Raw genomic sequence first — 24,787 nt, forward strand, 5'->3', positions numbered from 1 at the left:
GCCACGACTTAACGCCGGGGCGGGCACCGCCTCACTCGTGCGGGACGACGGCGACCGGGCACGGCGCGTGGTGCAGCGCACGGTGGCTGACCCGGCCCAGCTGCAGGCCGCGCAGGCCGTGCCGCCGGGTGGCCCCGACGACCAGCAGGGCCGCCCCGGCCGACAGCCGCACCAGGGCCTTGTGCGCCGGGCCCTCGACGACCGTGCGCCGGACGGTGACCCCGGGATGGTGCTCCAGCGGGGCGCGCAGGGAGTCCTCCAGCAGGGCGGCGGCCTGCTCGGCATAGGCCCGGGCGGCCTGGTCCAGCACGACGAGGGGGTCGGCCTGCTGCTGCGGGCTGCGCCAGGCCCGTACCGCCTCCACCTCGCAGCCGCGCAGCTGCGCCGCGGCCACGGCGAATTCCACGGCCGCCGGGGCCTCCTCCTCCCGGCCGACGCCCACGACGACGCGCCGGCCGTCGCCCCGGACGTTCTCCTCGGTGCCGCGCACGACCACCACCGGGCAGTGCGCCCGGCCCGCCACCGACAGGCTCACCGAGCCCAGCAGCAGCTCCCGCACGGCACCGCGCCCGGAGGAGCCGGTGACCAGCAAGGACGCCCGGCGCGACTCCTCCACCAGGGCGTCCACCGGCTCGGCCGGCAGGACCTCGGTGTGCACGTCGAGCCCGGGGGCCGCCTGCCGGACGCGCTGCCCGGCCGAGGCGGCGACGTGCTCGGCCAGCATCTGTTCGGGGAGGTCCTCCCCGCCGGCCGAGGGCAGCTGGGCCTCGTAGCGCTCGAACAGCGAGGCGCACACGATGCGCAGCGGCAGCCCGCGCCGGGCCGCCTCGGCGGCGGCCCAGTCCAGGGCGGGCAGGCTGCCGGGGGAGCCGTCCGCGCCCACGACCAGGGGTCGCTCCACCGCGTCCACCACCTCGCTGTCGTACCGGACGTCACCTTCCACGATGCCGCGTGGTGGCGCAGGTCCGCGATTCGGGCCGCTGTGGCTATGCCTCCGGGGTGCCCAGGGCGGCCAGGACCTCGCGCAGGGCGTGCTCGAAGAGCGGTTCGGGGTCCGTGAGGGCGAAGTCGAGGTGGCCGAACACCTCGACGGCCACCGCGCCGTAGATGCGGGCCCAGCAGGAGACGAAGACGTAGATGACCTCCAGGGGGACGGGCTCGCCGGCCAGGTGCTCGCGCACCTCCTCCAGTTGGACCGTCCACGCCGGATCCAGTCCCGCCGGCGGCGTGATGGTGCCGCGGCGCCACAGCTGGACCATCAGCTCCAGGAGGATCGTGCCGAAGCGCCAGCTGGGGTCGTGCGCGGCCGACCCGGGTGCGGTGTCGGCGTCGGTGACCGGCTTGGCGAACAGCAGCCCGAATTCGCGGGGGTGGGCCAGCGCCCAGCGGCGCAGCTGCCGGCACACCTCCCGCAGCCGCCCGCCCGGGTCGTCGGCCGGCCGGCGCTCGCGGGCCTCGGCCAGCGAGGCCGCCAGCTCGTCGTACAGGCGCGAGACCAGGGCCTGGACGAGGTCCCGGTGGCCGGCGTAGTAGCGGTAGAGGGCGGGTGCGGTCATGCCCATCTCGCGGGCGATGGCCCGCAGCGTGACGGCGGAGGGCCCCTCCTCGACCAGGAGCCGGCGGCCGGTGTCCAGGATCTCGGTCAGGGCCTGTTCGCGGACGCGGTGGCGGCGTCCGCCGGCTGGGGTTCCCGATGTGCCCGGCACGAGGGTGCCCTCGCCTTCTCTTGACAAAGTGAACACCCGTAACTTTAGCTTGTGCCGAAAGTTAACGGTGTTAGCAAATCTCTCGGGGGACTCTCATGACCTACGGCATCGTCCTGACGTACACGGTCACGCCGCGCTGGCTCGCCCTCTCGCGCGAGGAGCGCAACGCCTTGCGCGCCCGGCACCTGGAGCCGGTCTTCGCCGCCTACGCGGACCGGGTGAAGGCCCGCTTCTTCGACGCCGAGGCCTTCAACGGCCGCTTCTCCGACTTCGCCCTGCTGGAGACGCAGGACCTGGGCGCGTACTACTTCCTGATCGAGGCCCTGCGCGACACGCCGATCATCGCCGAGGGCTACCTGGCCTTCAACGACGTCCTCCTGGGCGTCGAGGACGGCTTCCACGCCTACGAGCAGGCCCTGACCTCCACGGCCGGCCCCCGATGACCCTGCACGGACACCCGCCCGCGCGCCGCTGGCCGCTGGCGGCCCTGCGGACCGTGGCCGTGCTGGTGCTGCTGGACACCCTGGCGCAGGCGGCACTGGCCGGTCTGTTCGTCACCGGCGACCTCGACCTCCTCGCCTGGCACGCGGCCAACGCCGGCGTGCTCAGTGCCCTCACCGTCCTGCAGACGGCCGCGGCGCTGGCCGTGTGGCGCGCCGCGCGCGGGCCCCTGTGGCCGGCCGTGGCCAGCGCGGTGCTGGTCGCCCTCGTCGGCGTGCAGCAAGGGCTGGGGGAGGCGCGGATCCTGGCCGGACACCTGCCGCTCGGCATGGCCGTCTTCGGCTGCGCGGCAGGCCTGACCTGCTGGGCCTTCGCCCGGCACGCCTTCGCCCGCCCCGCGTCGGCGGGGGTGGCCGGGTGAGGCCCCCTCTCCCGGGCCGGCGGGGGTTCCTCGGACTGACCGTCGCCGCCGGAGCGGCGATCACGGTGGGCGCGGCCGGCTGGTCCCGCCTCGCCACGGCGTCCACCGGGCGCGTCCTGGCCAGCGCGGGCCCGCTGCCCCGGCCCTTCGCCGTGCCGCTGCCCGTGCCGCCGGTGGCCCGGCCGGTGCGCAGCGCGCACGGCACCGACTTCTACGAGGTCGAGCAGCGGGAAGGCACGGTGCAGATCCTGCCCGGCCGCAGCACCACGGTGTGGGGGTACGACGGGAACTTCCCCGGCCCGACCTTCGCCGCCCGCTCCGGGCGCCGCACCGTGCTGCGGGTGCGCAACAGCCTCGCCGTGCCCACCGTCACCCACCTGCACGGCGGCGTCACCCCGCCCGAGTCCGACGGCCACCCCACCGACCTGCTGCTGCCCGTGCGCTGCACGCCCGGCGGGACGGACGACGGCATGGCCGCCGCACACGGCGGGCGCACGGCCGTGGGGTACCGCAGCTACGAGTATCCGCTGCCGCAACGGGCCGCGACCCTCTGGTACCACGATCACCGCATGGACTTCAGCGCCCCGCAGGTCTGGCGCGGCCTGGCCGGCTTCTTCCTCGTCACCGACGCGGAGGAGGACCGGCTGCCGCTGCCGCGCGGGGAGCGCGACGTGCCCCTGATGCTGTGCGACCGCTCCTTCGAGGAGGACGGTTCCTTCCGCTACCCCGCCCGGCACGACCACGACGCGTTCCCGGACGGCGTGCTCGGCGACGTCCAGCTCGTCAACGGCGCGCCCTGGCCCGTCCTGGACGTCTGCGCCACCCGCTACCGCCTCCGGCTGCTCAACGCCTCCAACGCCCGCCGCTACCAGCTGCGGCTGGACGTGCGCGACGGTGGGCCCGCGCGGTTCGTCCAGATCGGCAGCGACGGGGGCCTGCTGGCCGCGCCCCGGCCCGTGCAGGACCTCGCCATGGCACCCGGCGAACGCTGCGACGTCGTCGTCGACTTCTCGGCCTTCCCCCTCGGCAGCGAGCTCACCTTGCGCAACACCGCGGCCAGGGGCGGCATGCGCGACGTGATGCGCTTCCGCGTCGTGCGCAAGGGAAAGGACGACAGCCGGGTGCCGGCCCGTCTGTCGCCCTCGTTCACCACCCTCGTCCCGGACCGGACGATGCCGGTGCGCACCTTCGACTTCCGCCGCACGCACGGCCCGGACGACCGGCAGATGTGGACGATCAACGGGCGGCCGTTCGCCACCGATGCGGTCCTGGCCTCCCCGCGGCTGGGCACGGTGGAACGCTGGCGCTTCAGCAGCGACTTCCACCACCCCGTGCACGTGCACCTGGGCCAGTTCCAGGTGGTCGCCCGCGGCGGCCGGGGGCCGGGGGCGGCGGACGCCGGCTGGAAGGACACCGTCGACGTCCGCCCGTACGAGGTGGTCGAGGTCCTCGTGCGGTTCACCGGCTACAAGGGCCGTTACATGCTGCACTGCCACAACCTCGAACACGAGGACATGGCGATGATGGCGAATTTCCGGGTGGTCTGACGACAGGTGGGCGCGACGAATGACGCCCTTCCCGGCGCCCGCGGCCAATTGCGGCCACAAGGTGTCCGCGATCGTCGCTAGCGTGAGGAACGAGCGCGCGACGCAGTTCCGTCCCCGGTTCGCACCGGCTCGCCCCTCAACCCGAGGAAGGCTCATGCAGCAGAAGAACATCCAGATCATCGGCGCCCGCGAGAACAACCTCAAGAACGTCTCGGTCGAGATCCCCAAGCACAAGGTGACCGTGTTCACCGGCGTGTCCGGGTCCGGGAAGTCCTCGCTGGTCTTCGACACGGTCGCGGCGGAGTCGCAGCGGCAGCTGAATGAGACCTTCACCGCGTTCGTCCGCAACCGCCTGCCCAAGTACGGCCAGCCCGACGCGGACGTGATCGCGAACCTGTCGACGGCGGTCATCATCGACCAGAAGCGGATCGGCGGGAACTCCCGCTCCACCGTCGGCACCATCACGGACATCTACGCCCTGCTGCGCCTGCTCTACTCGCGCGCCGGCGACCCCTGGGTCGGCTACTCCAACGCCTTCTCCTTCAACGACCCCGCCGGCATGTGCCCGGACTGCGAGGGGCTCGGCCGCCGGGTGGAGCTCGACCTCGGCAAGCTCCTGGACACCTCCAAGTCCCTCAACCAGGGCGCGATCCGGCACCCGGCCTTCGCGGTCGGCGGCTGGTTCTGGAAGCTGTACGCCAACTCCGGCCTCTTCGACAACGACAAGAGGCTCGCCGACTTCACCGAGGCCGAGTGGCAGGCGCTCCTGCACGGCGCACAGGGCTCCATCCCGCTGGACTGGCAGGGCGGGCAGATCAACTCCAAGTACGAGGGGCTGATCGAGAAGTTCAACCGCGTGTACCTGCGCAAGGAACCCGACGAGATGAGCGCCAGGAACCGCCGGGCACTCGAGCGCGTCGTGTCCGTGTCCACCTGCCGCACCTGCGACGGCCGGCGGCTGAACAAGGCGGCCCTCGGCTGCCTCATCAACGGCCGCAACATCGCCGAACTCGCCTCCCTCGAGATCGGCGACCTGATGGCCGCGGTCAAGAAGGTCGACAACCCCACGGTCGGCACGCTCGTCGCCAACCTCGTCCAGCGCCTGGAGCACCTCGTCGAGCTCGGGCTCGACTACCTCAGCCTCAACCGCGAGACCTCCACCCTCTCCGGCGGCGAGTCGCAGCGGATCAAGATGGTCCGCCACCTCAACAGCTCCCTCGTGGACGTCGTCTACATCTTCGACGAGCCCACCATCGGGCTGCACCCCAGCGACGTACGGCGGCTGAGCGCCCTCCTGCAGGAACTGGCGGAGAAGGGCAACACCGTCCTGGTGGTCGAGCACGACCGCGACATCATCGAGATGGCCGAGCACGTCATCGACCTCGGACCGCGGGCCGGCCGGCACGGCGGCGAGATCGTCTACCAGGGCGACGTGCCCGGGCTGTGCGCGGCGGACACCCTCACCGGCCGGTTCATGAAGCGCGAGCTCGGCATCAAACCGGAGGTCCGGCGGCCCGCCGGCCACATGCTCGTCTCCCACGCGGCCGTGCACAACCTCAAGGACGTCACCGTCCGCATCCCCACCGGGGTGCTGACCGTGGTGACCGGGCCCGCCGGATCCGGCAAGTCCACCCTCATCCACGACGTCTTCCTGCGCCAGCACCCCTCCGCCGTGGTCATCGACCAGTCCGCGGTGAGCACCAACCGGCGCTCCAACCCCGCCACCTACACCGGCATCATGGACGAGATCCGGCGCCTGTTCGCCCGGGAGAACGACGTCAGCGCCTCTCTCTTCAGCTTCAACTCCGAGGGTGCCTGTCCCGGTTGCCAGGGCCTGGGCATCATCTACACCGACCTCGCCTTCATGGACCCGATGATCACCACGTGCGAGGTGTGCGCGGGCCGGCGGTTCACCGACGAGGTGCTGCGCTGCACCCTGCGCGGCCGCACCATCAACGACGTGCTGGGCATGAGCGCGGGGGAGGCGGCCGAGTTCTTCACCGAACCGCGCATCGCCGGGACGCTGCGCTCGATCAACGAGGTCGGCCTGGGCTACCTGCAGCTCGGCCAGCCGCTGAACACCCTCTCCGGCGGCGAGTGCCAGCGCATCAAGCTCGCCACCGAACTGGGCAAGAAGGGCAGCATCTACGTGATGGACGAGCCCACCACCGGACTGCACATGTCGGACATCGACAGCCTGCTGCACGTCATCGACGGCCTCGTCGACCGCGGCAACTCCGTCGTCGTCATCGAGCACAACCTCGACGTGGTCAAGAAGGCCGACTGGGTCATCGACCTGGGCCCCGGCGGCGGCAGCTCCGGCGGCGAGGTGGTCTTCGAGGGGACGCCGGCCGAGCTGGCCACGGCGGAGCACTCCCTGACCGGCGTCTTCCTCGCCGCGTCACTGCCCGGCGCCACGTCACTGCCCGGCCGGACGACCTGACGTCAACGGCCCGCCGGCCCTGAGCGCAGCCACGCGTTCCTCCAGCAGCGGCACCACCGCGTTGGGGGAGGGCGTGGCGAGCATCTCCCGCCGCAGCCGGCCGGCGCTCTGCGCGAAGGAGGGCTCCTCCAGCAGCCGGGCGAGCCCCTTGCGGACCGCCTCCGCCCCGCCGCCCGGCTCCTGCGCCAGGCACAGCCCCGCACCGAGCTCCTCCAGCCGCCGGGCGCGGAAGACGTCGTCCCACTGCCGGGCCAGCACCAGCTGCGGCACCCCGTACAGGGCCGCCGTCGCCCATGTGCCCGCGCCGCCGTGGTGCACCACCGCCGCACAGCCCGGCAGCACCGCGTGCAGCGGCACGCTGTCCACGATGCGGACGTTGGACGGCAGCACCGGCAACGCCGCCCGGGCGGCGGGCCTGACGGTGGCGACGACCTCGGCGTCCAGCTCCGCGATGGCTTCGAGCACCTCCCCGGCGCCGGCCATGCCGGCGAAACCGGTGCCGCTGCGCTCCGTGATGCCCTGGGTCAGGCAGACCCGCGGCCGCTCGGGATCCCGGCGCAGCCAGTGCGGCACGACCGCGGGCAGCGGCCCGTTGTACGGGACGAAGCGCATCCCCACCACGGGCCGGTGCATGTCGAGGCGCGCGCCGGGCGGCATCTGGTCGATCGTGAACTGCCCGGTGACGACGTCCGGATGGAACTCCTCGCCGTAGCGGCCGAGGGTCCACGTCAGCCACTCGCGCAGCGAGTCGTCGCGCAGTGCGGCCGGGGCGGCGTCGAGGACCTGCCGGAACCGGTCGTACATCCGCAGGAACAGATCCGGCCCCCACAGCAGGCGGGCGTGCACGGCACCGCCGGCCTGCGCGGCGACCGCGCCGGCGAAGGTGAACGGCTCCCGGATCACCAGCTCCGGCCGCCACCAGCGGACGAAGTCCACCAGGTCGTCGACCATCGAGTCGTTGTTGATCACGGCGTAGTAGACGGCGGTGAGCATCGTGTGCGACGCCACCAGGAAGTCCCCGCCCAGCAGCTCCGGCCGCACTTCGAGGTAGTCCGGGTTCCCGTGGAGGGCGAACACCCCCGGTGCCGCCGCCCCCATCACCTCGTCGATCCGGTGGTCCGTGCCCACCGGCACGGCCGTCAGGCCCGCCCGGGTGATGCTCCCGGTCAGCGCAGGCTGGCTCGCCACCCGGACCTCGTGCCCCGCCGTCCGCAGCGCCCAGGCCAGCGGTACCACCCCGTTGAGGTGCGCGTCCATGGCGAACGCCGTGAGCAGCACCTTCATGCGCGGTCCCCGGTGCACGGCACCGACAGCGGCGCCCGGGTGATCGGCGAGCGGGCGCGCCGCAGCACCTCGCCGGCGAGGCGCAGCCGCGGCAAGCGGTCGGCGACGGCCCGCAGCACCACGGCGGACTGCAGCCGTACCAGTGGCGCCACCACCTCGTCGTACCCGGCACCGGCGGTCGGCAGCAGCCGGAAGCCGGACCGCCGGGGGCGGGTGATGTCGAAGCGCTCCGGGTCCTCGTGCAGCCGCGGGTCCCGGTGGGCGGCGTCGACGACGACCACCACGTGGTGGTCGGCCGCCAGGTCCTGCCCGGCCACCGTCAGCGGCTCCTGCGTGATCAGGCTGTGCATCCGTACGGGCGGTGCCCAGCGCAGCGTCTCCTCGACGGCGTCCGGGGCCCGATCGGGGTCGGCGCGCAGCAGCGCCCACTGGTCGGGGTGGTCCAGCAGGGTGAGCAGGGCGTTGGTCACGGTCACGGCGGCCAGTTCGCCGGCCGCGACGGTCAGGAGGGTGCAGGCGCCGGGGAGGGCGGCCCGGGCCTGCTCGTCGTCGCCGGCGACGGCGAGCAGGGCGCCCGTGGCGTCCGCCGACGGCCCGGCCGCGAGCACACCGTCGAGCAGGTGCCGTACGCGTGCGAGGGCGGCGTTCATGGCGCGGGTGTCGGGCAGCCGCTGCGGGCACAGCGTGGCGTCCAGGGCCCGGCCGGCGTGGGCCAGCAGTCCGGCCAGCTCCTGCCGTACGGGCCCGGGCAGGCCCAGGACGGCGGCGAGCGAGCCGGTCACGGCGGGCCGCACCACGTCGGCCACCAGGTCGAAGGAGCCGGATGCGGCGGAGGCGGGGCCGAGCCCGTCCAGGACGCGGTGCACGGCCCGTTCGGCGTCCACGGTCCAGGCCGGGCAGGACACCGGACCCAGTACGGGGCGTACCAGCCCGGCCAGGCGGGCGTGGCCGGCGGCGGGGAGGGCGAAGGGGTCCTCCGGAAGCGGCGTCGCGTGGCACGTCCGCCACGTCTCCCAGACGTTGTCGTGGACGTGCGACTGCTCGCCCGCGCTGCCCGGGTGCCGTACGCCCAGCCGTGCGTCGCTCAGCAGGGCGGCGGCGGTGTCCGCGTCGCCGGTCACCCAGGCGCCCAGGCTGCTGCGCAGCAGCGGCCCCTGCTCGTGCAGCGGCGCACCGGGCGCCTCGGGCTCGCTGCTCAGCCGCCGGGCGTACGGGTCGCCCAGTGCGCCGAAGACGAAGTGGAAACCGCGCACGGTCAGCAGGTGGCGGCCCAGCACGCTGTCCGTGACGTCCGCCGCGGCGGGGGCGGGGGCCGCCTGCGCGGCCGTCGTGGTGGTGGTCGGCATCGTGGGGCTCCTCAGGTGCCGGCGGCGCGGGCGTGCGCGCAGATGGCGGCGGCGAGCGGTTCGTGGACGGCCAGGGGCAGGGCATGCCCCATGCCCGGGATCTCCGCCACCCGGGCGCCGGGGATCAGGCCGGCCAGGTGCCGGGCGTGCGGTGGCGGGGCGGCGGGGTCGCACATGGCCTGGATCGCCAGCACCGGTGTGCGTACGCGGCCCAGTGCGGCGGCGCGGGCGACGGGCGGCTGGGGGATCAAGTGGTGCACGACGGGTTCCTCGAAGGTTCCCGCGTGGGCGACGGCGAGCAGTTCGCGGCGCCGGAACTCGTCGGCGTCGAAGGGCACGCCCTCGCCGTTGAGCAGCCGCCACTTGGCCACGCGGCGCTCCAGCAGCGCCTCGGCGCCCTCGGCCGGCTCCCGCATCAGCTCCAGCATCTCAAGGAAGCGCGCGGTGGGCAGCGGCAGCGCTCCCGTGGGCGGCTCGCCCTTGACGGCGCGTTCGATGTCGGCGTCGAAGTCCACGTCCAGGGCGCCGCCCAGCATCACGGTCAGGCTCAGCAGCCGCTCGGGCGCGTCCAGGGCCAGCAGCTGGCCGATGGTGTGCCCCAGCGACATGCCCACCACGTGGGCGGCCGGCACCTGCCAGCCGTCGAGGATCGCGAGGGCGTCCGCGACGAGCTCGTCGAAACCGTAGGGGTGCTGGAAGAAGTCCCGCCGGGTCGACCGGCCGGTGTCGCGGTGGTCGTAGCGGATGACGCGGTGGCCGCCGGCGGCGAGGCGGTCGACGAACTCCTGCGGCCACGCCTTGGCGGTCAGATTGCCGCCGCTGATCAGCAGCAGGGGCGGGGCGGCCGGATCACCGGTGGCCTCGCTCCACAGGGTCACCTCACCGGCCTCGACCAGGCGTACGGTCACGGTCGTTCCTCCGTCCGGGCCAGCACCAGCAGCGAGAAGTCGTAGGGGACCGTCGGGGACGGCAGCCGCCGCACCGACTCGACCACCAGGCCCGCGGAGCCGGCGAGACCGGCCCACTGCTCGCGGGTGCGCAGCGCCCCGCCGAGGAAGACCAGCATCCGCAGGTCCAGTTCGGTGAACTGCTCGTTGCAGGCGCTCTCCTGCGGGTCGTCGCGTTCGTACACGAGGATCCTGCCGCCCGGCTCAAGGGCCTCGGCGCACCGCGCGAGGATGCGGGCGGCGTCCTCGTCGGGCCAGTTGAGCAGGACGAAGGAGAGGAGGACGGCGTCGGCGGTGCGGGGGAGCGGGGCGAAGAAGTCGCCCTCGACGACGTCGAACCGCTGCGTCAGGCCCCGTTCGGCGAGGTAGGTGCGGGCGGCCTCCGTGGCGCCGGGCATCTCCAGCAGGGTGCCGCTCGCGTGCGGGGCCCGCTTCGCGACGGCCGCGAGGAAGCCGCCCGTACCGCCGCCGACGTCCAGGACGTGCTGCACGCCGCTCCAGTCGTAGGCGTCCGCAGGGGCGTCGTAGGCGACGTCCTGGTCGCACACCAGCAGCGTGTCGAAGGAGTGGCGCAGCGCGGGGTCGTGGGCGAGGTCGGCGTAGAACGGCCGTCCGTAGAGCGCCTCGTAGGCGGGGCGTCCCGTGCGCACGCTCTGCAGCAGTCGGGTGAAGCCCACGTCGGCGCGGGCGACGATCTGGGTCAGGTCGTGCCAGGCGCGCTGGGCCGCCGGGTGGTCGTCGGCGAGCAGCGCCCCGACCTCGGTCGGGGCGAACTCGCCGGGAGCGGTCTGCTCCAGCAGGCCGATCGCCACCAGGTGCCGCATCAGCCGCAGCAGGGGCCCCGGCGCGGTGCCGGTCCGGCGGGCGAGCTCGTCGATGCCGCGGGCGCCCGCCTGCAGGTGGTCCACGAGCCGCAGCGTCGCGGCGACCCGTACGGCCATCGGCGTGTGCAGGCTGCCCAGGCGGATCAACGTGGTCAGCGCAGCCATGTCGCGGGGCCGGCTCAAGGCCGCCACCCGTCCTCCGAGGGCCACGGCTCGCCCAACTGCCGGTAGGTGCCCAGGTAGTCGGGCCAGTCGCGGTGGTCGCGGACCTTGCCGTCGACCACCTTGACCAGGTGGATCTGCTCGCCGGAGAAGCGCCGCCCGGTGGCCGGCATGCCCACCAGGTCGCCGACGTGCCGGCCGTACAGGGCCAGCCGCGCCCGCACCCAGGAACCGTGCTCCTCGTAGCCGATCTCCTCCAGGTACGCCTCCTCCGAGAAGGCGTACTTGAGCCATTTCACGGCGTTCGCGAACGCCTGCGGACCGCGCAGGTCCGGGTGGTGCTCCAGCGCCCCCGGATTCAGGTACTCGGGATGGATGAATTCCGTGACGTCGTCGGTCCGCCCGGTGTTGTACGCCCGCACCATGCGCCGTACGACGTCGATCTGCTCGCTCATTGCGTATTTCCCCTCGACGAGGTCCTGCAGGGAATTCTCGGCACGTTCGCGGGGCGGCGACAAGCGCCCGGAGCGCCAGGGCCGCAACGGTCCGCCGTTTCACGAGGCACCCTGTTACGGATCTCGAACGCGGCTCCAGCCGTGCTCGAGCCCCGGCCCCCTACGGTGGGAGTCCACCCGGCCCCGAGCACGGCAGGAGCGGCACGTGCAGGACGCGGACTACAAGCAGCAGGTCGCGGACGCCTTCCACCGGTCGGCGGCCTCCTACGACCGGTTGGGCGTGGACTTCTTCACGCCGATGGGGCAGCGGCTGGTGGAGCTGGCGCGCCCGGCCCCCGGCGAGCGGGTGCTCGACGTCGGCTGCGGCCGGGGCGCCTGCGTCTTCCCCGCTGCGGCGCGGGTGGGCCCGCGCGGACTGGTCACCGGCATCGACATCGCCCCCGGAATGATTGCCGAAGCGGCCGCGGAAGCGGCAGAACGGGGGCTGGGAAACGTCGATCTTAAGGTGATGGACGCGGAATCACCGGAATTCCCGCCCGGTTCCTTCGACGTCGTCACTGGAAGCTACAGCCTCATATTCCTGCCCGACGCCGTCGGCGCGCTGGAACGCTACACCGCACTCCTGGCCGCCGGCGGCCGGATCGCCTTCACCAGCCCGGAATTCCGTGCGGGGACCTTTCCCTTCCTGCCCCCGGAGTTCACCCCGCTCATTCCGCGCGAGCTGCTCGGCCACCTGCCCGCGCAGTGGCAGCCGGCCGAGCTGGTCGAGCGCTTCAACAGCTGGCTCGAGCGGGCCGAGGACCTCGTGAGCACCCTCGAGGGCTGCGGCTACCGCGACGTCGTCGTCACGGACGAGACGGTGCGCATGACCGCGCCGTCGGCCGCGACGTGGGTGAAGTGGTCCCACACCCAGGGCATGGCCCTGCTGTGGCGGCACCTGCCGGAGGAGGCCGCCGCCGGGCTGCGCTCCCGTCTGATCGAAGGACTGGAGCAACTCGCCGACGACAGCGGGCGGGTGGTGATCGACGTGCCGGTCCGGTTCGTCACCGCAGCAGTGCGCCGCTGAGCCCGGGGACGTACGCACCGAGCGCTGCGAACGCGGCGGCCAGCGCCTCGCGGTCCGCCTCCGGCGCCCCGGCCCGCGCCGGCAGCAGCGGTACCACCCGGCTCGTACCGCCCCGGACGGCCGGATGCTGCCGGGCGATCGTGCTCAGCCCCTGGCCCGGGCCCGCCTCCACGCACACCGCACCGGTGTGGCGGCGCAGGACCGCGTCGAGCGCGGGCCAGAAGCGCACCGGCTCCACCGGGTGCCCGGCCCAGTACGCGGGGTCGGCGGCCAGCTCGGCGGTGAGCGGCCCGGCCCGGTAGCCCGAGTACAGCCCGATGCGCGGCGCGGCGACGGCGGTTGCGGCGAAGCGTTCGACGGCGCCGGCGGTGGCCGCGGTCAGCGACGGGCTGTGGAAGGCGGTGAGCGAGGGCACCGGCCGGCAGGTCAGGCCCGCCTCCGCGAGCGCCCGCGCGACCTCGGCGAGCGGGCCCTCGGGCCCGGCCAGTATCGTCTGGCGCGGCGCGTTGACGGCCGCCACCACCACCTCGCCGGTCACGAACGGCTCCAGCGCCGCCGCCGTGGCTGCGACCGCCAGCATCCCGCCCGGCGGGGCCGCCGCGAGCCGGTGCACCCGGTCCAGCAGGAGCGCGGCCGCGTCCTCGAGCGTGAACACCCCCGCCAGCACGGCCGCGGCCATCTCCCCGACGCTGTGCCCGAGCAGGGCCGCAGGCTCGACGCCGCGCCGCAGCAGCATCCGCCCCAGCGCATGGCCGACCGCGAACAGCAGCGGCTGCGACCGGGTGACATGGTCCACCGGTACGGCAGGGGAGGCGGCCAGCCAGTCGGTACGCAGCGCCCTCCCGTCCGGGCCGAAGGCCGCGAACGCCTCGTCCATCGCGGCCGTGAACTCCGGCTCGTGCCCGTAGAGTCCCGCCGCCATCCGGGCGTACTGGGACCCCTGCCCCGGGAACAGCAGGACGATCGCACGGGTGTCCATCAGCGACTCCTCACCGGGCGGCCCCCTCGGCCGCCCACGACGGGCGGTGCAGCAGCTCCACCACCGCACACGACCAGCTGAATCCGGCCCCCACGCTCACCAGCAGGCACAGCTCGCCCCGGGCGAGCAGGCCGGAGGCGACCAGATGGTCGAAGCCCGCGATCGGGTCGCCGCCGCCCAGGTGCCCCACCCGCCGGCCCCACTCCCAGGTGGTGCGCTCCACCGCGAGGTCCAGCTTGTTGAAGAAGGCGGCCCGCAGCCGGCGCCACCCCATGTGGGGCAGCACCACACGGGCGATGTCGCCCAGTTCCACGCCGGCCGCGGCCAGCGCCGCCGTCAGCGCCTCGCGCTGGCCGGCACCGACCCGTACGACGGTGAAGGAGGAACCGGCTTCCGCGACGTAGGCGCGCTTGTGCGCGTCGAGGTCGACGACCGGCAGCTCGTCCAGGGACGGGGCGCCGAACGCGGGGCCGCCGCGGTGCATGCCCTCCAGGTCCGGATCGGTGACGGTGACCAGGCTGCGCAGCCGGGCGAAGCCGCCGGTGCGCGAGAGCACCAGCGCGGTGCCGCCGTCGGCGTAGACCGTGCCCGGGTCGCTGCGCCAGCGGTCGAAGCCCGGGGCGCTCATCCGGTCCCCGGTGGTGACCAGCGCGGCCTTGCGGCCGGGCCCGGCCGTGAGATAGGCGCGGGCCAGCTCGAGGGCGGCCATGCCGCCGTTGGAGACCTGGCGCACCTCCATCGCCGGGCACCTGTTGCCCACCGCCACGCGCTGCACGTACGACGCGGGCGCCCACAGGTGGTGGCCCTGGAAGTACAGGCTGGCGTGCAGCACCAGGTCGATGTCCCCCGGGCCCGCCCCGGCCCGGTCCAGGGCGGTGCGGGCGGCCAGCGCGGCCATCTCCGGGGCGGCCTCCTTGTCGGCGACGGTCACCGACAGCATCGCGGTCGACGCCGCCAGCCTCTCGTCGCAGTCCCCGGCCGCCAGGGCCTGCTCGACGGGGACCGCGGGCGGCAGCCAGGTGCCGCAGCCGGCGATGTACAGCTCGGGGGCACCGTCGTTCACCGCGTCCTCCGCACCACGAGCGCGCTGTTGAAACCGCCGTAGCCCCGGGCCACCACCAGCGCCGCACCGCCGCCGACGGGCCGGGGGCGCTCGCGCACCAGGTCCACGGGCAGGTCGTCGTCGAGGTCGGTGACATGGGCGGTCGGCGGAGCCACGCCCTCGCGCAGGGCGAGCAGCGCGGTGACCACGTCCAGCGGGCCTGCCCCCGAGTACAGCCGTCCGGTGAGCGTCTTGGGCGCCGTCACCGGCACCCCGCGCGGCCCGAACACCTCCGCCAGGGCCTCGGCCTCGGCCGCGTCCAGCTCCGGGATCGCCGCCGCGTCGGCGAGGACCACGTCGATGGCGTCCGCCTCCAGCCCGGCGTCGGCGAGCGCCGTGGTGATCGCCCGCGCGAGGGTGGAGCGGCGGCCGGAGCCGGGCGGCGGGTCGAAGCAGGCGCCGTGGCCCGCGATCTCCCCGTACACGGCGGCGCCCCGGGCGGCGGCCCGCCCCGCCTCCTCGACGACGAGGATCGCCCCGCCCTCGCCGGGCACGTGCCCGCCCGCCCGCCGGTCGAAGGGCAGGTACGCGGCGGCGGGGTCGGCCGAGGTGCTGAGCCGGCCCGAGGCGACCTGCGCGGCCATGCCGTACGGGCACAGCGCCGAGTCCACCGCGCCGGTGACCACCACCTCCGCGCCGCCGGCGACCTTGCGCCGGGCGTGCGCCAGGGCGTCCAGGCCGCCCGCCTGCTCGGCGACGACCACCCCCACCGGGCCCCGCAGGTCGTGCCGGATCGCGATCTGGCCGGTGTTGACCGCATAGAACCACGCGAAGGACATGTAGGCGCTGACGTGCCCGGGCCCCTTCGCCCACAGGTGCTGCAGCTCCCGCTGGCCGAAGTGGAAGCCGCCCGAGGCGCTGGCGGTGATCACCCCGCCCGTCAGCGGCGAGCCGGGGGCGGTCCCCGACTCGGCCAGCGCCCAGTCGGCGGCCGCCAGGGCGTACTGCGTCATCGGATCGGTCTGCACCAGCATCCGGCCGGGCAGGTGGTCGCCGGGGACGAAGCCGTCCACCTCCCCCGCGAGGCAGACGGGAAAGCCCGTGGCGTCGAAGCGCGTGAGCGGCCCGATGCCGTTGCTCCCCGCGAGGACGGCCTTCCAGTAGGCGTCGGTGCCCACCCCGTTGGGCGCCACGACCCCGATGCCCGTCACGACCGTACGGACCATCCCCCTCACCCCCCGTACCGGCGCAGCAGCATGGCGCTCTGGAACCCGCCGAACCCGCTGCCGACCGTCAGCGCCCGCTCGACCTTCTGCTCGCGCGCCGTCAGCGGCACGTAGTCCAGGTCGAGTTCGGGGTCGGGGTCGTGCAGATTCGCGGTGGGCGGGATCGCCCCGTGCGCGACGGCCAGCGCGGTCGCGGCGACCTCCAGGGAGCCGACCGCGCCGAGCGAGTGCCCGATCATGGACTTGATGGAGCTGATCGGCACCCGGTGCGCGTGCGGGCCCAGGGCCTTCTTGAACGCGGCCGTCTCGTGCCGGTCGTTCTGCTTGGTGGCGGTGCCGTGCGCGTTGACGTAGCCGACGTCCCCCGGGTCGCAGCGGGCCTCGTCCAGCGCGGCGGTGATCGCCGCAGCCATCTCCGCACCGTCGGCGCGCAGCCCGGTCATGTGGTAGGCGTTGCTGCGCGAGGCGTACCCGGCGATCTCCGCGTAGATGCGGGCGCCCCGGCGGGCCGCCGCCTGCGCCTCCTCCAGCACCACCACGGCACCGCCCTCGCCCAGCACGAAGCCGTTGCGGCTGCGGCTGAAGGGACGGGAGGCGGTGGCAGGGGTGTCGTTGTGGTCGGAGGTGGCCCTGATCGCGTCGAAGCAGGCCACCGTGATCGGGGCGATGGGGGCGTCCACGCCCCCGGTGACCATCGCGTCGGCCGAGCCCTCCCGGATCAGCTCACAGGCGTAGCCGATCGAGTCGATCCCCGAGGTGCACCCCGAGGAGACCATGCTCACCGGCCCCTCCGCGCCCGCCAGCCAGGCCAGTTCGGCGGCGATGGAGCTGGGCACGAAGTGGTCGTAGAGGTGCGCCGACGCCTTGGCGGGCGCGACGACCCAGTGCGCGCCGCCGTCGCTGACCGCCACGTACTCGGACTCGAGCTTCTGCGTGCAGCCCACCGCGGAGCCCACGCACACGCCCACCCGGTGCGCCCGCCCGTCACCGGCCGGCAGCCCGCTGTCGGCGAGCGCCTCCCGGCCCGCGGCCAGGGCGAACTGTGCCGCCCGGTCCAGGCGCTGGACGTCCTCCTCGGACAGCCCCGCCGCCAGCGGGTCGAAGTCGCACTCCGCGGCGATCCGGGACCGGAACGGCGAGGCGTCGAAGGTGCTGATGGGCCGGGTGGCGGTGGCCCCCGACAGCAGGAACTCCCAGAAGCGGCCGGTGCCCGTGGCACCGGGGGCGACCACGCCCAGCCCGGTGACCACCACCCGCCGGCTCACCGCGCTCCCCCCTGCGCGGTGGGCGCCACCCGCACCTGCCGGGGGCGGTAGAGCGCCGGCTCGCTGCTGCTCAGGGCGCGCAGGGCCGCGGCGTGCGCGCCGAAGCCGGGCCGGGCGAGGGCCGCACGGAAGGCGGCCTCGTCGTCCCAGACGGCGACGTTGACGTAGTGCGGCCCCCCGCCGTCCGGGGGACCGGCCGGCACCAGCAGGGTGTGGTGGCGGAAGCCGGGTTGCCGGCAGAGGAACTCCGCCGTCTCGGCGAAGACCTTCTCGAACTCCTCGGCACCACCCGCCGCGTCGTGCAGGGTGAACCGGTTGACGAAGGTGACCCCGGCGCCCTCGGCACCGGGTCCGGGAAGCGGCATTGCTGCTCCAAACCTCGCAGTTGCGCTGGACCTCCGGCATCGAGGCTGGGTGCGCCGCCTCGGGCACCGGTGGAGAGCGGATCGACCAGCGGCCCTCGAGGCGGCGGCGCGATGGTGGTGCTCCGTCGAAGGGAGAGCCATGTCCGAGGCAGCCGACCGCCGGGTCGCACTCGTCACCGGGGGAACCAGCGGCATAGGTCTTGCCGTGACGCGCTCGCTCGCCCGGGGCGGCGCACGGGTGTTCCTGTGCGCCCGGGACGAGGGCGCCGTCGCGCGGACCGTGAAGGAACTGCGGGAAGCGGGGCTGGACGTGGACGGCGCACGGTGCGACGTCCGCAGCACGGAGGACACCGCAAACCTGGTGCGCGCCGCCCGCGAGCGCTTCGGACCGATCGGCATCCTCGTCAACAACGCGGGCCGCGGCGGCGGCGGGGTGACCGCCGAGATTCCCGACGAGGTGTGGCTGGACGTCGTCGACACCAACCTCAACGGCGCCTTCCGCGTCACCCGGGCCGTCCTCGCCGACGGAGGCATGCAGCAGGCCGGCCGGGGACGCATCGTCAACATCGCCTCCACCGGGGGCAAGCAGGGCGTCGTCCTCGGCGCGCCGTACTCCGCCTCCAAACACGGCCTCGTCGGCCTGACCAAGGCCCTCGGCCTGGAACTGGCCAAGAGCGGCATCACCGTCAACGCCGTGTGCCCCGGCTACGTCGAGACCCCCATGGCCGTGGGGGTGCGCCAGCGCTACGCCGCCTTCTGGGGCGTCACCGAGGACGAGGTCCTCGAGAGGTTCCAGGCGAAGATCCCGCTGGGCCGCTACTCCACGCCCGAGGAGGTCGCCGCGATGGTCGACCACCTCGTCTCCGACGCCGCCGCCTCCGTCACCGCGCAGGCGATCAACGTCTGCGGCGGACTCGGCACCTACTGAGGAGAGCCCCATGCCGGAGTCAGCCCTCCAGGAAACCGCACACGAGATCGTCACCGCGGCCGCGCCGGACGCCGTCTTCGCCGCCCTCGCCGACGCCCCGGCCTGGCCGGCCGTCTTCCCGCCCACCGTGCACGTCGAGCGCATCGAACGGACCGGCAGCACCGAGCGCCTGCGCATCTGGGCCACCGCCAACGGCGCCCTGCGCGGCTGGACCTCCCGGCGCGAACTCGACGAGCGCGGCCGCCGGATCCGCTTCCGGCAGGAGGTCTCCGCCCACCCGGTCGCCGCCATGGGCGGGGAGTGGATCGTCGAGGAGGACGGGCCCGGCCGTACCCGGGTACGGCTCACCCACGACTTCCGGGCCGCCGACGACACCACGCAGACCCTCCAGTGGATCCACCGGGCCGTCGACCGCAACAGCCGCGCCGAGCTCGAAGCCCTGCGCACCGCCGTCGAACGGCCCGACGCCGGAGCACCCTTCACCTTCGAGGACACCGTCCGCATCGAGGGGAAGGCCGGGGACGTCTACGACTTCCTTTATCGCAGCAGCCTGTGGGCCGAGCGCCTCGCCCACGTCGCCCGCATCGAGGTCACCGAGGACGAACCCGGCCTGCAGCACATGGAGATGGACACCCGCACCCCGGACGGCTCGGTGCACACCACCGTCTCGGCGCGGGTCTGCTTCCCCGAGGAGCGCATCGTCTACAAGCAGCTGCGCACCCCGCCCCTGCTGTCGCTGCACCTGGGCACCTGGACGCTGCGGGACGAGGGCGGTGCGCTCGCCGTCACCTCGGCGCACACCATCGCCGTCGTGCGCTCCGTGATCCCCGCCGTCCTCGGCGAGGGGGCGGGCGAGCAGGAGGCCCTGGAGTTCGTGCGCGGTGCCCTCGGCCGCAACAGCCTGCTGACGCTGAACGCGGCCAAGGAGTACGCGCAGTCCCGCGTCTGACGCCTGCGCGAGGGCCACCGGCGGGGCACCCGCAGACCACGGGTACCCCGCCGGTGGCGTACGCCTACGTCAGTGACAGGCCGCCGTCGAGGGCCAGCACGGCCCCGCTGACGTAACCCGCCTGCGGCTCGGCCAGCCGCAGCACCCACCAGGCGACCTCCTCCGGCCGCCCCACGCGGCGCAGCGGCACGCGCGGACCGGTTGCGGACAGGAAGCCGGCGTAGTCCTCCTGCGACATCCCCGCCCGCACCCCGGCGCCGGTGTCGACGACGCCGGGCGCGAGGCCGACGACGCGGATGCCCAGCGGGCCCAGCTCCACCGCCCACGAGCGCGTCAGCAGGTCCAGGCCCGCCTTCGTCGCCCCGTACACGGCGTTGCCGGGCCAGGCGCGCCGGCCGAGGGCGCCGGCCGAGGAGACGTTGACCACCACGCCGGCGGCCTCCTCGAGCGGGCCGAGCAGGGCCTGGGTGAGCAGCAGCGGGGCGACGAGGTTGGTGGCGACCTGGTCGCGGACCCGGTCCGCGTCCAGCCGCCCCAGCTCCCCGAAGGCCGCGACGGCCGCGTTGTTCACCAGGACGTCCACCCGGCCGCCCAGGTCCTGCTTCACGGCCCCGGCCAGTACCGCGGGCGCGTCCGGTGCGGTGATGTCCAGGGTCAGCGTACGGATGGCGGGGCGGCCCTCGGCGGTGCCGGCCAGCGCCCCGGCCGTCCGCCCCACGACCAGGACCTCGTCGCCCGCGTCCGCGAAGGCGTGGGCGAGGGCACGGCCGATGCCCGAACCGCCTCCGGTGACGATCACGGATCGCTTGGTGTTCTCCATGGGCCGACGCTAGGAGCCCGCGGTGGAGCTCCGCTTGAGGTTCCCCGCGGCCGTCGGGCCGCAGCGGTGCAGGGCGGTGAGCCGCTCGAGCACGGGCACGATGTCGTTGGGAGCGGGCGTGGAGAGCATCTCCGCCCGCACCCGCCGGGCCCCGGCGGCGAAGGACTCGTCGTCCAGCAGCGCGGTGATCCGGCTGCGCAGCACCCGGGGCGACAGGCCGTCGGGGCCGGCGTGGAGGCCGGCGCCGCTGCGGGCGAGGGAGAGCGACTTCTCCATCGCGTCCCACATCATGTCCGGCACGATCAGCTGCGGCACCGCGTGCGCCAGGGCGGTCATGAAGGTGCCCGACCCGCCGTGGTGCACGATGCCGCTGCAGGTGGGCAGCAGTGCGTCCAGCGGGACGAAGTCCACCGCCCGCACGTTCTTCGGCAGCGTCCCCAGCTCCGCGCGCAGGGCGGGGGAGAGGGTGGCCACCACCTCGGCGTCCAGGCCGTCGACGGCCGCGAGCACGTCGCGGGCGGCGACCGTGCCCGCCCCCGCGGCCTCGCCCAGCGAGACCCCGAGCGTCAGGCACAGCCGCCGGCCCTGGCGCGGCGGCTCGTACAGCCAGTCCGGCAGCCGGGACGGGCCGTTGTACGGCACATACCGCACGGGGACGTACGTCAGGTCCAGCGGGGCCCGCATCGAGGTGGGGGTCGGGTCGATCGTCCACTGGCCGAGGACGAGTTCCTCGCTCACGTCCGCCGCGCTGCCGCCGCAGCGCTCCAGCGTCCAGCCGAGCCACTCGGCCAGCGGGTCGTCGCGCAGCTCCGGCGGCCGTTGCCCGAGCAGGGCCCGGAAGGCCGTGCGGTTGCGGGCCACCTGGTCGGGGCCGAACAGCAGCCGGGCGTGGGCGGCCCCGGTCAGGTGTGCCGCGACGGGCCCGGCCAGGGTGAGCGGGTCCCACACCACCAGGTCCGGGCGCCAGTCGGCGGCGAAGGCGACCAGGTCGTCGACCATGGGCTCGGGGCAGACGTTCTGGAACACCATGGCCGTCATGGCGGTGAACATCCCCAGGGCCTGCTCCCAGGGGTAGGGGTCGTGGCGGGTGTTGCTCATGGCCAGGCCGCCGAGGTTGCGGTCGCCCTCGAAGTCGTCGTTGGCGCGCTGGGTCTCGGGCTCGAGGTCGAGGGCCGGGCCGACCGCCACCGCGGTCAGGCCGGCGCCGGTGACGTCCGCGATCAGGTCGGGCTGGCTGGCGACGACGACGTCGTGGCCCGCGGTGCGCAGCGCCGAGGCCACGGTGACCTGGGCGAAGAAATGGCTGCGGGCGGCCATGGTGGTGAACAGGACGCGCATGAAAGGACTCACCTTCCGCCGGCGGGGAGGGCCGCCGGCACGGCCAGGCCGTGCAGGCAGGCGACGAGCGTGCGGGCCTGGACGTTGACGTAGTGGCTGTGCTGCAGCAGTCCGCCGAGCTGGTGGAGGGTCATCCATCGGTGGTGCTCGCCCTCCGTGACGCCGTCCTCGCCGTCCTCCGTCTCGACGACGAGGTAGCGGTTGACGGCGTGCAGGAAGCGTCCGCCCTCCTCCGACAGGTCGGCGGCGAAGCGCACCTGCCCGGGTGCGGCGTCGAGGACGGCGCTCAGCAGGCGCGGCCGGGCCCCGGGCGGCAGCGCGTCCAGGCTCTGTGGCGTGCACTGGACGGTGGGGGCGAGCTCCACGACGTCGACGTAGCCCGGCTCGACGCGGGCGTGGGCCAGGACGTGCAGCACGCCGTCGATGCGCCGCACCACGAACGCGGCGACGCCCCGCCCCCGCGGCTCGATCATGGGCTGGGTCCAGCCGGCCACCTCGCGGGAGCCGGCGGTCACGTCGACGCCCACGACGTCGAAGAACCGGCCGCTGTCGTGCGAGACGACGCCGTCCCGGCGGTGCCAGTGCGGCAGGCCGTCCAGGGGCGCGCGCCGGGTGTGCACCTCCGTGCGGGCGCGCAGCCCGGTGATCCAGCCGACGAGGTCCGTCGTGGAGTGCGCGCTGCCCTCGGCCGCGCTGAGCGAGCGTACGACCGCCGTGGGGAAGTCGCCGGGGCCGGCCGGGCCGAGCCGGGCGAGCGGGTGCGGCCCGTGCGCGGCGAACGGCAGGCAGGCGAGCACCGTGCGCGCATCCATGTTGACGAGGTTCTCCTGCTCCAGCAGCCGGTGCAGCTGGCCCAGGGTCAGCCAGTGGAAGTCGTCCGCGAGCGGCACCTCGCCGCGCACCTTGACGACCATGTTGCGGTTGCGCTTGCGGTAGAACCAGGCGCCCTGTTCGGACTGCAGGACGTCCGCGATCACCTGGTGCCCGGCGGTGTCGCGGAAGTACTCCACATACCGTACGGACCTGCCGCCGTGCACCCGGGTGTAGTTGCTGCGGGTCGCCTGCACGGTGGGCGACAGCTGCAGGCCGCCCGCGTTGCCGGGCTCGAACTTCGCCTGCATCAGGAAGTGCAGGACGCCGTCGAACTCCTTGGCCAGGATGCCGAGGATGCCCACCTCGGGCTGGCACAGGATCGGCTGGGACCAGCGCTCCACCGGGGCTCCGGGCACGTGCACGTCGAGGCCCTCGACGCTGAAGAAGCGGCCCGTGTCGTGGACGACGTTCCCGGTGCCCGGCTCGGTGTGCCACCCCGCGAGCGCCTCCAGCGGGATCCGCTCGGTGCGGTGGGCGACGTGCCGCAGGCGCTCGGCGAACCAGGACCGGAAGCGCTGCGCACCGCCGCCCGTGCCGTCCGGTGCCAGGGCCGAGCGGGCGAGTTCGGCGGCGACCGTGTCGCCGGCGGGCGGGCGCAGCCGCGGTGCCGGGGTGGCGGGCACCTCAGTCCAGCCCGTCGCGGGTGACGCGGCGGTGGCGCACCTGCCACCGCCCGCCGGTGCGCACGAGCGTGTCGGCGCACACCGTGCTGCGGCGCACCACCGGGTCGCCGCCGGCCGGTGTCTCCAGCACCACCGCGTAGCACCGCGCCGTCACCTCGTCCCCGCCGGCGGTGCCGGAGACGGTCAGCATGCCCGTCCAGTGCCGGCGCTGGATGCCGTCCGCGGCGAACTTGTCGGTCGTACGGCGGGCGGCGACGGCGATGTCCGCGGCGCCGCGCACCGCCTCCCCGCCGACCTCGAAGACCCCGTCGTCGGTGAAGGTGCGCGCCCATTCCTCGGCGTGCCCGTCGTCCAGCAGCTGCATCTGCTGCGCGTAGAAGTGCTGCACTTGCTGGTACAGGGCGGTGCCGGCGGTGTCGGCCACCGCACCGGTCCCCGCGAACGCGTCCGTCATGCCGGTGTCCTTTCGCACGTGTGAGCCCATCGGGTCTCCCACCGTGACCCGTGCGCCTCGAGAAGCAGCGGACCAGGCCACCACCAACGCGCCTCCAGCCCGGCTACAGACCCCCGGCGCACGGTGGTCCGGTGCGGCCGCCACGCCGGCCGCCGACCACTGGCAGGTACGGCACGAAGGGGCGCAGCAATGGCCGAGCTCAGCCTGACCGAACTGGAAGAGATCATGCGGCAGAGCACCGGTGAGGCGGAGGCGGCCGCACCGTCCGCGGACGACTGCGTCACCTTCGAGGAGCTGGGCTTCGACTCCCTGGCCCTGCTGGAGGTCGTCAACCGGATCGAGCGGACCTACGACATCAAGCTGCCCGAGGACGGGCTCGAGGAGATCCGCACGCCGCGCGCCCTGGTCGCGTTCGTCAACGACCGGCTCCGGGAGACCGTATGACGGCCGCCGCCGATCTTGAGGGCCGCACCGTGGTCGTGACCGGGGCCACCTCCGGCATCGGCCGCGCGGCGGCCCTCGCCATGGCGGACCTGGGCGCACGGCTGGTGCTCGTGGGCCGCGACCGGGCCCGCCTGGCGGAGACGGCCCACCGGGCCGCCCGGCCCGGCGGCCCGCAACCGGAGGCCCACGCCGCCGACTTCACCGAACTGCGCCGGGTGCGGGAGCTGGGCGAGGAGCTGCGGGCCCGCTACGGGCGCATCGACGTGCTGGCCGCCAACGCCGGCGCCATGTACGCCTCGCACACGGTGACCGCCGACGGGTTCGAGGCCACCATGCAGGTCAACCACCTGGCGGGCTTCCTGCTCGCCGGGCTGCTGCGCGACCGGCTGGCCGGCGGCCGGCTGATCCTCACCTCCTCCGACGCCCACCGCCAGGGCCGCATCGCCGCCGACGACCTCAGCGGCGACCGCCACCGCTACGGCGCCGGACGCGCCTACGCGACGAGCAAGCAGGCCAACATCCTCACCGCCCGCGAGGCCGCCCGCAGGTGGCCCGACGTCCTGGCGGTCAGCTACCACCCGGGCCAGGTCCGCACCCGCATCGGCCGCGGCACGGTCTCCTCCGCGTACTTCCGCTACAACCCCTTCCTGCGCTCCGCGGCCAAGGGCGCCGACACCCTCGTGTGGCTGGCGAGCGCACCGGCCGGCGACCTCGTGCCCGGCGGCTACTACGCCAACCGCCGGCTGCGCCCCGTCGGCGGCCCGGCCGGCGACGACGCGCTCGCCGCGAAGCTGTGGGACGCGAGCGCGGCAGCCACCGCATGACCCCCTCCCGCGAAA

25 protein-coding genes are annotated in these 24,787 nt (G+C 74.3%); 9 read left to right on the plus strand and 16 right to left on the minus strand.

What is annotated here, in order from left to right; translation table 11 throughout:
- Positions 1–31 precede the first annotated feature (31 nt).
- Both AB0K17_RS07090 and AB0K17_RS07095 read right to left on the minus strand, forming a co-directional pair.
- Positions 32–943 (minus strand): universal stress protein, encoded by a 912-nt coding sequence (locus tag AB0K17_RS07090; RefSeq protein ID WP_365964588.1) that lies wholly within the window; start codon positions 941–943, stop codon positions 32–34.
- 43 nt (positions 944–986) lie between these two features.
- The gene (locus AB0K17_RS07095) at positions 987–1,706 is read right to left on the minus strand and encodes a TetR/AcrR family transcriptional regulator (RefSeq protein ID WP_365982376.1); all 720 of its coding nucleotides are present in this window, start codon (positions 1,704–1,706) and stop codon (positions 987–989) included.
- A gap of 95 nt (positions 1,707–1,801) precedes the next feature.
- Between AB0K17_RS07095 and AB0K17_RS07100 the strand changes: the two genes are divergently transcribed.
- From AB0K17_RS07100 to AB0K17_RS07115, 4 genes are all read left to right on the plus strand, one after another.
- Complete coding sequence (locus AB0K17_RS07100) at positions 1,802–2,149, plus strand: darcynin family protein (RefSeq protein ID WP_365964586.1); 348 nt, start codon at positions 1,802–1,804, stop codon at positions 2,147–2,149.
- Positions 2,146–2,568 carry a hypothetical protein gene (locus tag AB0K17_RS07105; protein WP_365982377.1) on the plus strand — a complete coding sequence of 141 codons (423 nt, stop codon included), beginning with the start codon at positions 2,146–2,148 and terminating at the stop codon, positions 2,566–2,568. Before AB0K17_RS07100 ends, AB0K17_RS07105 begins: the two co-directional genes overlap by 4 nt.
- Positions 2,565–4,115, plus strand: coding sequence for a multicopper oxidase domain-containing protein (locus tag AB0K17_RS07110; RefSeq protein ID WP_365982379.1), 1,551 nt, complete (start codon positions 2,565–2,567; stop codon positions 4,113–4,115). The genes AB0K17_RS07105 and AB0K17_RS07110 overlap by 4 nt, the downstream gene beginning before the upstream one ends.
- 154 nt (positions 4,116–4,269) lie before the next feature.
- Positions 4,270–6,558, plus strand: coding sequence for an excinuclease ABC subunit UvrA (locus tag AB0K17_RS07115; protein WP_365964583.1), 2,289 nt, complete (start codon positions 4,270–4,272; stop codon positions 6,556–6,558).
- On the opposite strand, the gene AB0K17_RS07120 is transcribed toward AB0K17_RS07115, so the two are convergent.
- From AB0K17_RS07120 to AB0K17_RS07140, 5 genes are read right to left on the minus strand one after another with little or no spacing between them, the layout of a single operon-like run.
- Entirely contained in the window at positions 6,535–7,842 is a 1,308-nt protein-coding gene (locus AB0K17_RS07120; RefSeq protein ID WP_365982380.1) for an activator-dependent family glycosyltransferase, read from the minus strand. The genes AB0K17_RS07115 and AB0K17_RS07120 overlap by 24 nt on opposite strands.
- The gene (locus tag AB0K17_RS07125) at positions 7,839–9,188 is read right to left on the minus strand and encodes a P450-derived glycosyltransferase activator (RefSeq protein WP_365982381.1); all 1,350 of its coding nucleotides are present in this window, start codon (positions 9,186–9,188) and stop codon (positions 7,839–7,841) included. The genes AB0K17_RS07120 and AB0K17_RS07125 overlap by 4 nt, the downstream gene beginning before the upstream one ends.
- An 11-nt stretch (positions 9,189–9,199) precedes the next feature.
- Complete coding sequence (locus AB0K17_RS07130) at positions 9,200–10,096, minus strand: alpha/beta fold hydrolase (protein ID WP_365982382.1); 897 nt, start codon at positions 10,094–10,096, stop codon at positions 9,200–9,202.
- A complete protein-coding gene (locus tag AB0K17_RS07135) occupies positions 10,093–11,142 on the minus strand; it encodes a methyltransferase (protein WP_365964579.1) in 1,050 nt (349 codons plus the stop codon). Before AB0K17_RS07135 ends, AB0K17_RS07130 begins: the two co-directional genes overlap by 4 nt.
- Positions 11,139–11,576 (minus strand): ester cyclase, encoded by a 438-nt coding sequence (locus tag AB0K17_RS07140; protein ID WP_365964578.1) that lies wholly within the window; start codon positions 11,574–11,576, stop codon positions 11,139–11,141. The genes AB0K17_RS07135 and AB0K17_RS07140 overlap by 4 nt, the downstream gene beginning before the upstream one ends.
- Positions 11,577–11,781: 205 nt before the next feature.
- Here AB0K17_RS07140 and AB0K17_RS07145 point away from each other — a divergent pair, with 205 nt between their 5' ends.
- Positions 11,782–12,642, plus strand: coding sequence for a class I SAM-dependent methyltransferase (locus AB0K17_RS07145; RefSeq protein ID WP_365982383.1), 861 nt, complete (start codon positions 11,782–11,784; stop codon positions 12,640–12,642).
- Here AB0K17_RS07145 and AB0K17_RS07150 read toward each other — a convergent pair.
- Genes AB0K17_RS07150 through AB0K17_RS07170 form a run of 5 tightly spaced genes read right to left on the minus strand, consistent with a single transcriptional unit; the run spans position 12,620 to position 17,519 of the window.
- On the minus strand, positions 12,620–13,621 hold the full coding sequence (locus AB0K17_RS07150; RefSeq protein ID WP_365982384.1) for an acyltransferase domain-containing protein: 1,002 nt from the start codon (positions 13,619–13,621) through the stop codon (positions 12,620–12,622). The two genes, AB0K17_RS07145 and AB0K17_RS07150, sit on opposite strands and share 23 nt — an antisense overlap.
- Positions 13,622–13,631: 10 nt before the next feature.
- On the minus strand, positions 13,632–14,684 hold the full coding sequence (locus AB0K17_RS07155) for a ketoacyl-ACP synthase III family protein (protein ID WP_365982385.1): 1,053 nt from the start codon (positions 14,682–14,684) through the stop codon (positions 13,632–13,634).
- The gene (locus AB0K17_RS07160) at positions 14,681–15,889 is read right to left on the minus strand and encodes a ketosynthase chain-length factor (protein ID WP_365982386.1); all 1,209 of its coding nucleotides are present in this window, start codon (positions 15,887–15,889) and stop codon (positions 14,681–14,683) included. Before AB0K17_RS07160 ends, AB0K17_RS07155 begins: the two co-directional genes overlap by 4 nt.
- Positions 15,890–15,894: 5 nt before the next feature.
- Positions 15,895–17,154, minus strand: coding sequence for a beta-ketoacyl-[acyl-carrier-protein] synthase family protein (locus AB0K17_RS07165; protein ID WP_365982387.1), 1,260 nt, complete (start codon positions 17,152–17,154; stop codon positions 15,895–15,897).
- Positions 17,151–17,519, minus strand: coding sequence for an antibiotic biosynthesis monooxygenase family protein (locus AB0K17_RS07170; protein WP_365964572.1), 369 nt, complete (start codon positions 17,517–17,519; stop codon positions 17,151–17,153). Before AB0K17_RS07170 ends, AB0K17_RS07165 begins: the two co-directional genes overlap by 4 nt.
- Positions 17,520–17,658: 139 nt before the next feature.
- On the opposite strand from AB0K17_RS07170, the gene AB0K17_RS07175 reads away from it, so the two are divergent.
- Positions 17,659–18,447, plus strand: coding sequence for an SDR family NAD(P)-dependent oxidoreductase (locus AB0K17_RS07175; protein WP_365982388.1), 789 nt, complete (start codon positions 17,659–17,661; stop codon positions 18,445–18,447).
- A gap of 10 nt (positions 18,448–18,457) precedes the next feature.
- Positions 18,458–19,396 (plus strand): aromatase/cyclase, encoded by a 939-nt coding sequence (locus AB0K17_RS07180; RefSeq protein WP_365982389.1) that lies wholly within the window; start codon positions 18,458–18,460, stop codon positions 19,394–19,396.
- Between the two features lie 64 nt (positions 19,397–19,460).
- On the opposite strand, the gene AB0K17_RS07185 is transcribed toward AB0K17_RS07180, so the two are convergent.
- The 4 genes from AB0K17_RS07185 to AB0K17_RS07200 are packed head-to-tail and all read right to left on the minus strand — an operon-like array spanning position 19,461 to position 23,504.
- The gene (locus tag AB0K17_RS07185; RefSeq protein ID WP_365982390.1) at positions 19,461–20,216 is read right to left on the minus strand and encodes an SDR family oxidoreductase; all 756 of its coding nucleotides are present in this window, start codon (positions 20,214–20,216) and stop codon (positions 19,461–19,463) included.
- Positions 20,217–20,225: 9 nt separating this feature from the next.
- Positions 20,226–21,554 (minus strand): activator-dependent family glycosyltransferase, encoded by a 1,329-nt coding sequence (locus tag AB0K17_RS07190; protein WP_365982391.1) that lies wholly within the window; start codon positions 21,552–21,554, stop codon positions 20,226–20,228.
- An 8-nt stretch (positions 21,555–21,562) separates the two neighbouring features.
- Positions 21,563–23,050, minus strand: a complete 1,488-nt coding sequence (locus AB0K17_RS07195) for an NDP-hexose 2,3-dehydratase family protein (protein WP_365982392.1) — start codon at positions 23,048–23,050, stop codon at positions 21,563–21,565.
- A 1-nt stretch (position 23,051) separates the two neighbouring features.
- Positions 23,052–23,504 (minus strand): nuclear transport factor 2 family protein, encoded by a 453-nt coding sequence (locus AB0K17_RS07200; protein ID WP_365982393.1) that lies wholly within the window; start codon positions 23,502–23,504, stop codon positions 23,052–23,054.
- Between the two features lie 189 nt (positions 23,505–23,693).
- Between AB0K17_RS07200 and AB0K17_RS07205 the strand changes: the two genes are divergently transcribed.
- Together AB0K17_RS07205 and AB0K17_RS07210 are read left to right on the plus strand one after the other, a co-directional pair.
- The gene (locus AB0K17_RS07205) at positions 23,694–23,948 is read left to right on the plus strand and encodes an acyl carrier protein (protein ID WP_365964565.1); all 255 of its coding nucleotides are present in this window, start codon (positions 23,694–23,696) and stop codon (positions 23,946–23,948) included.
- On the plus strand, positions 23,945–24,772 hold the full coding sequence (locus tag AB0K17_RS07210; protein WP_365982394.1) for an SDR family NAD(P)-dependent oxidoreductase: 828 nt from the start codon (positions 23,945–23,947) through the stop codon (positions 24,770–24,772). The genes AB0K17_RS07205 and AB0K17_RS07210 overlap by 4 nt, the downstream gene beginning before the upstream one ends.
- The last annotated feature ends 15 nt before the right edge of the window (positions 24,773–24,787 follow it).

Origin of the sequence: Streptomyces sp. NPDC049585, assembly GCF_040675615.1 — a bacterium.
GTDB classification, from domain to species: Bacteria; Actinomycetota; Actinomycetes; order Streptomycetales; family Streptomycetaceae; genus Streptomyces; species Streptomyces luteosporeus.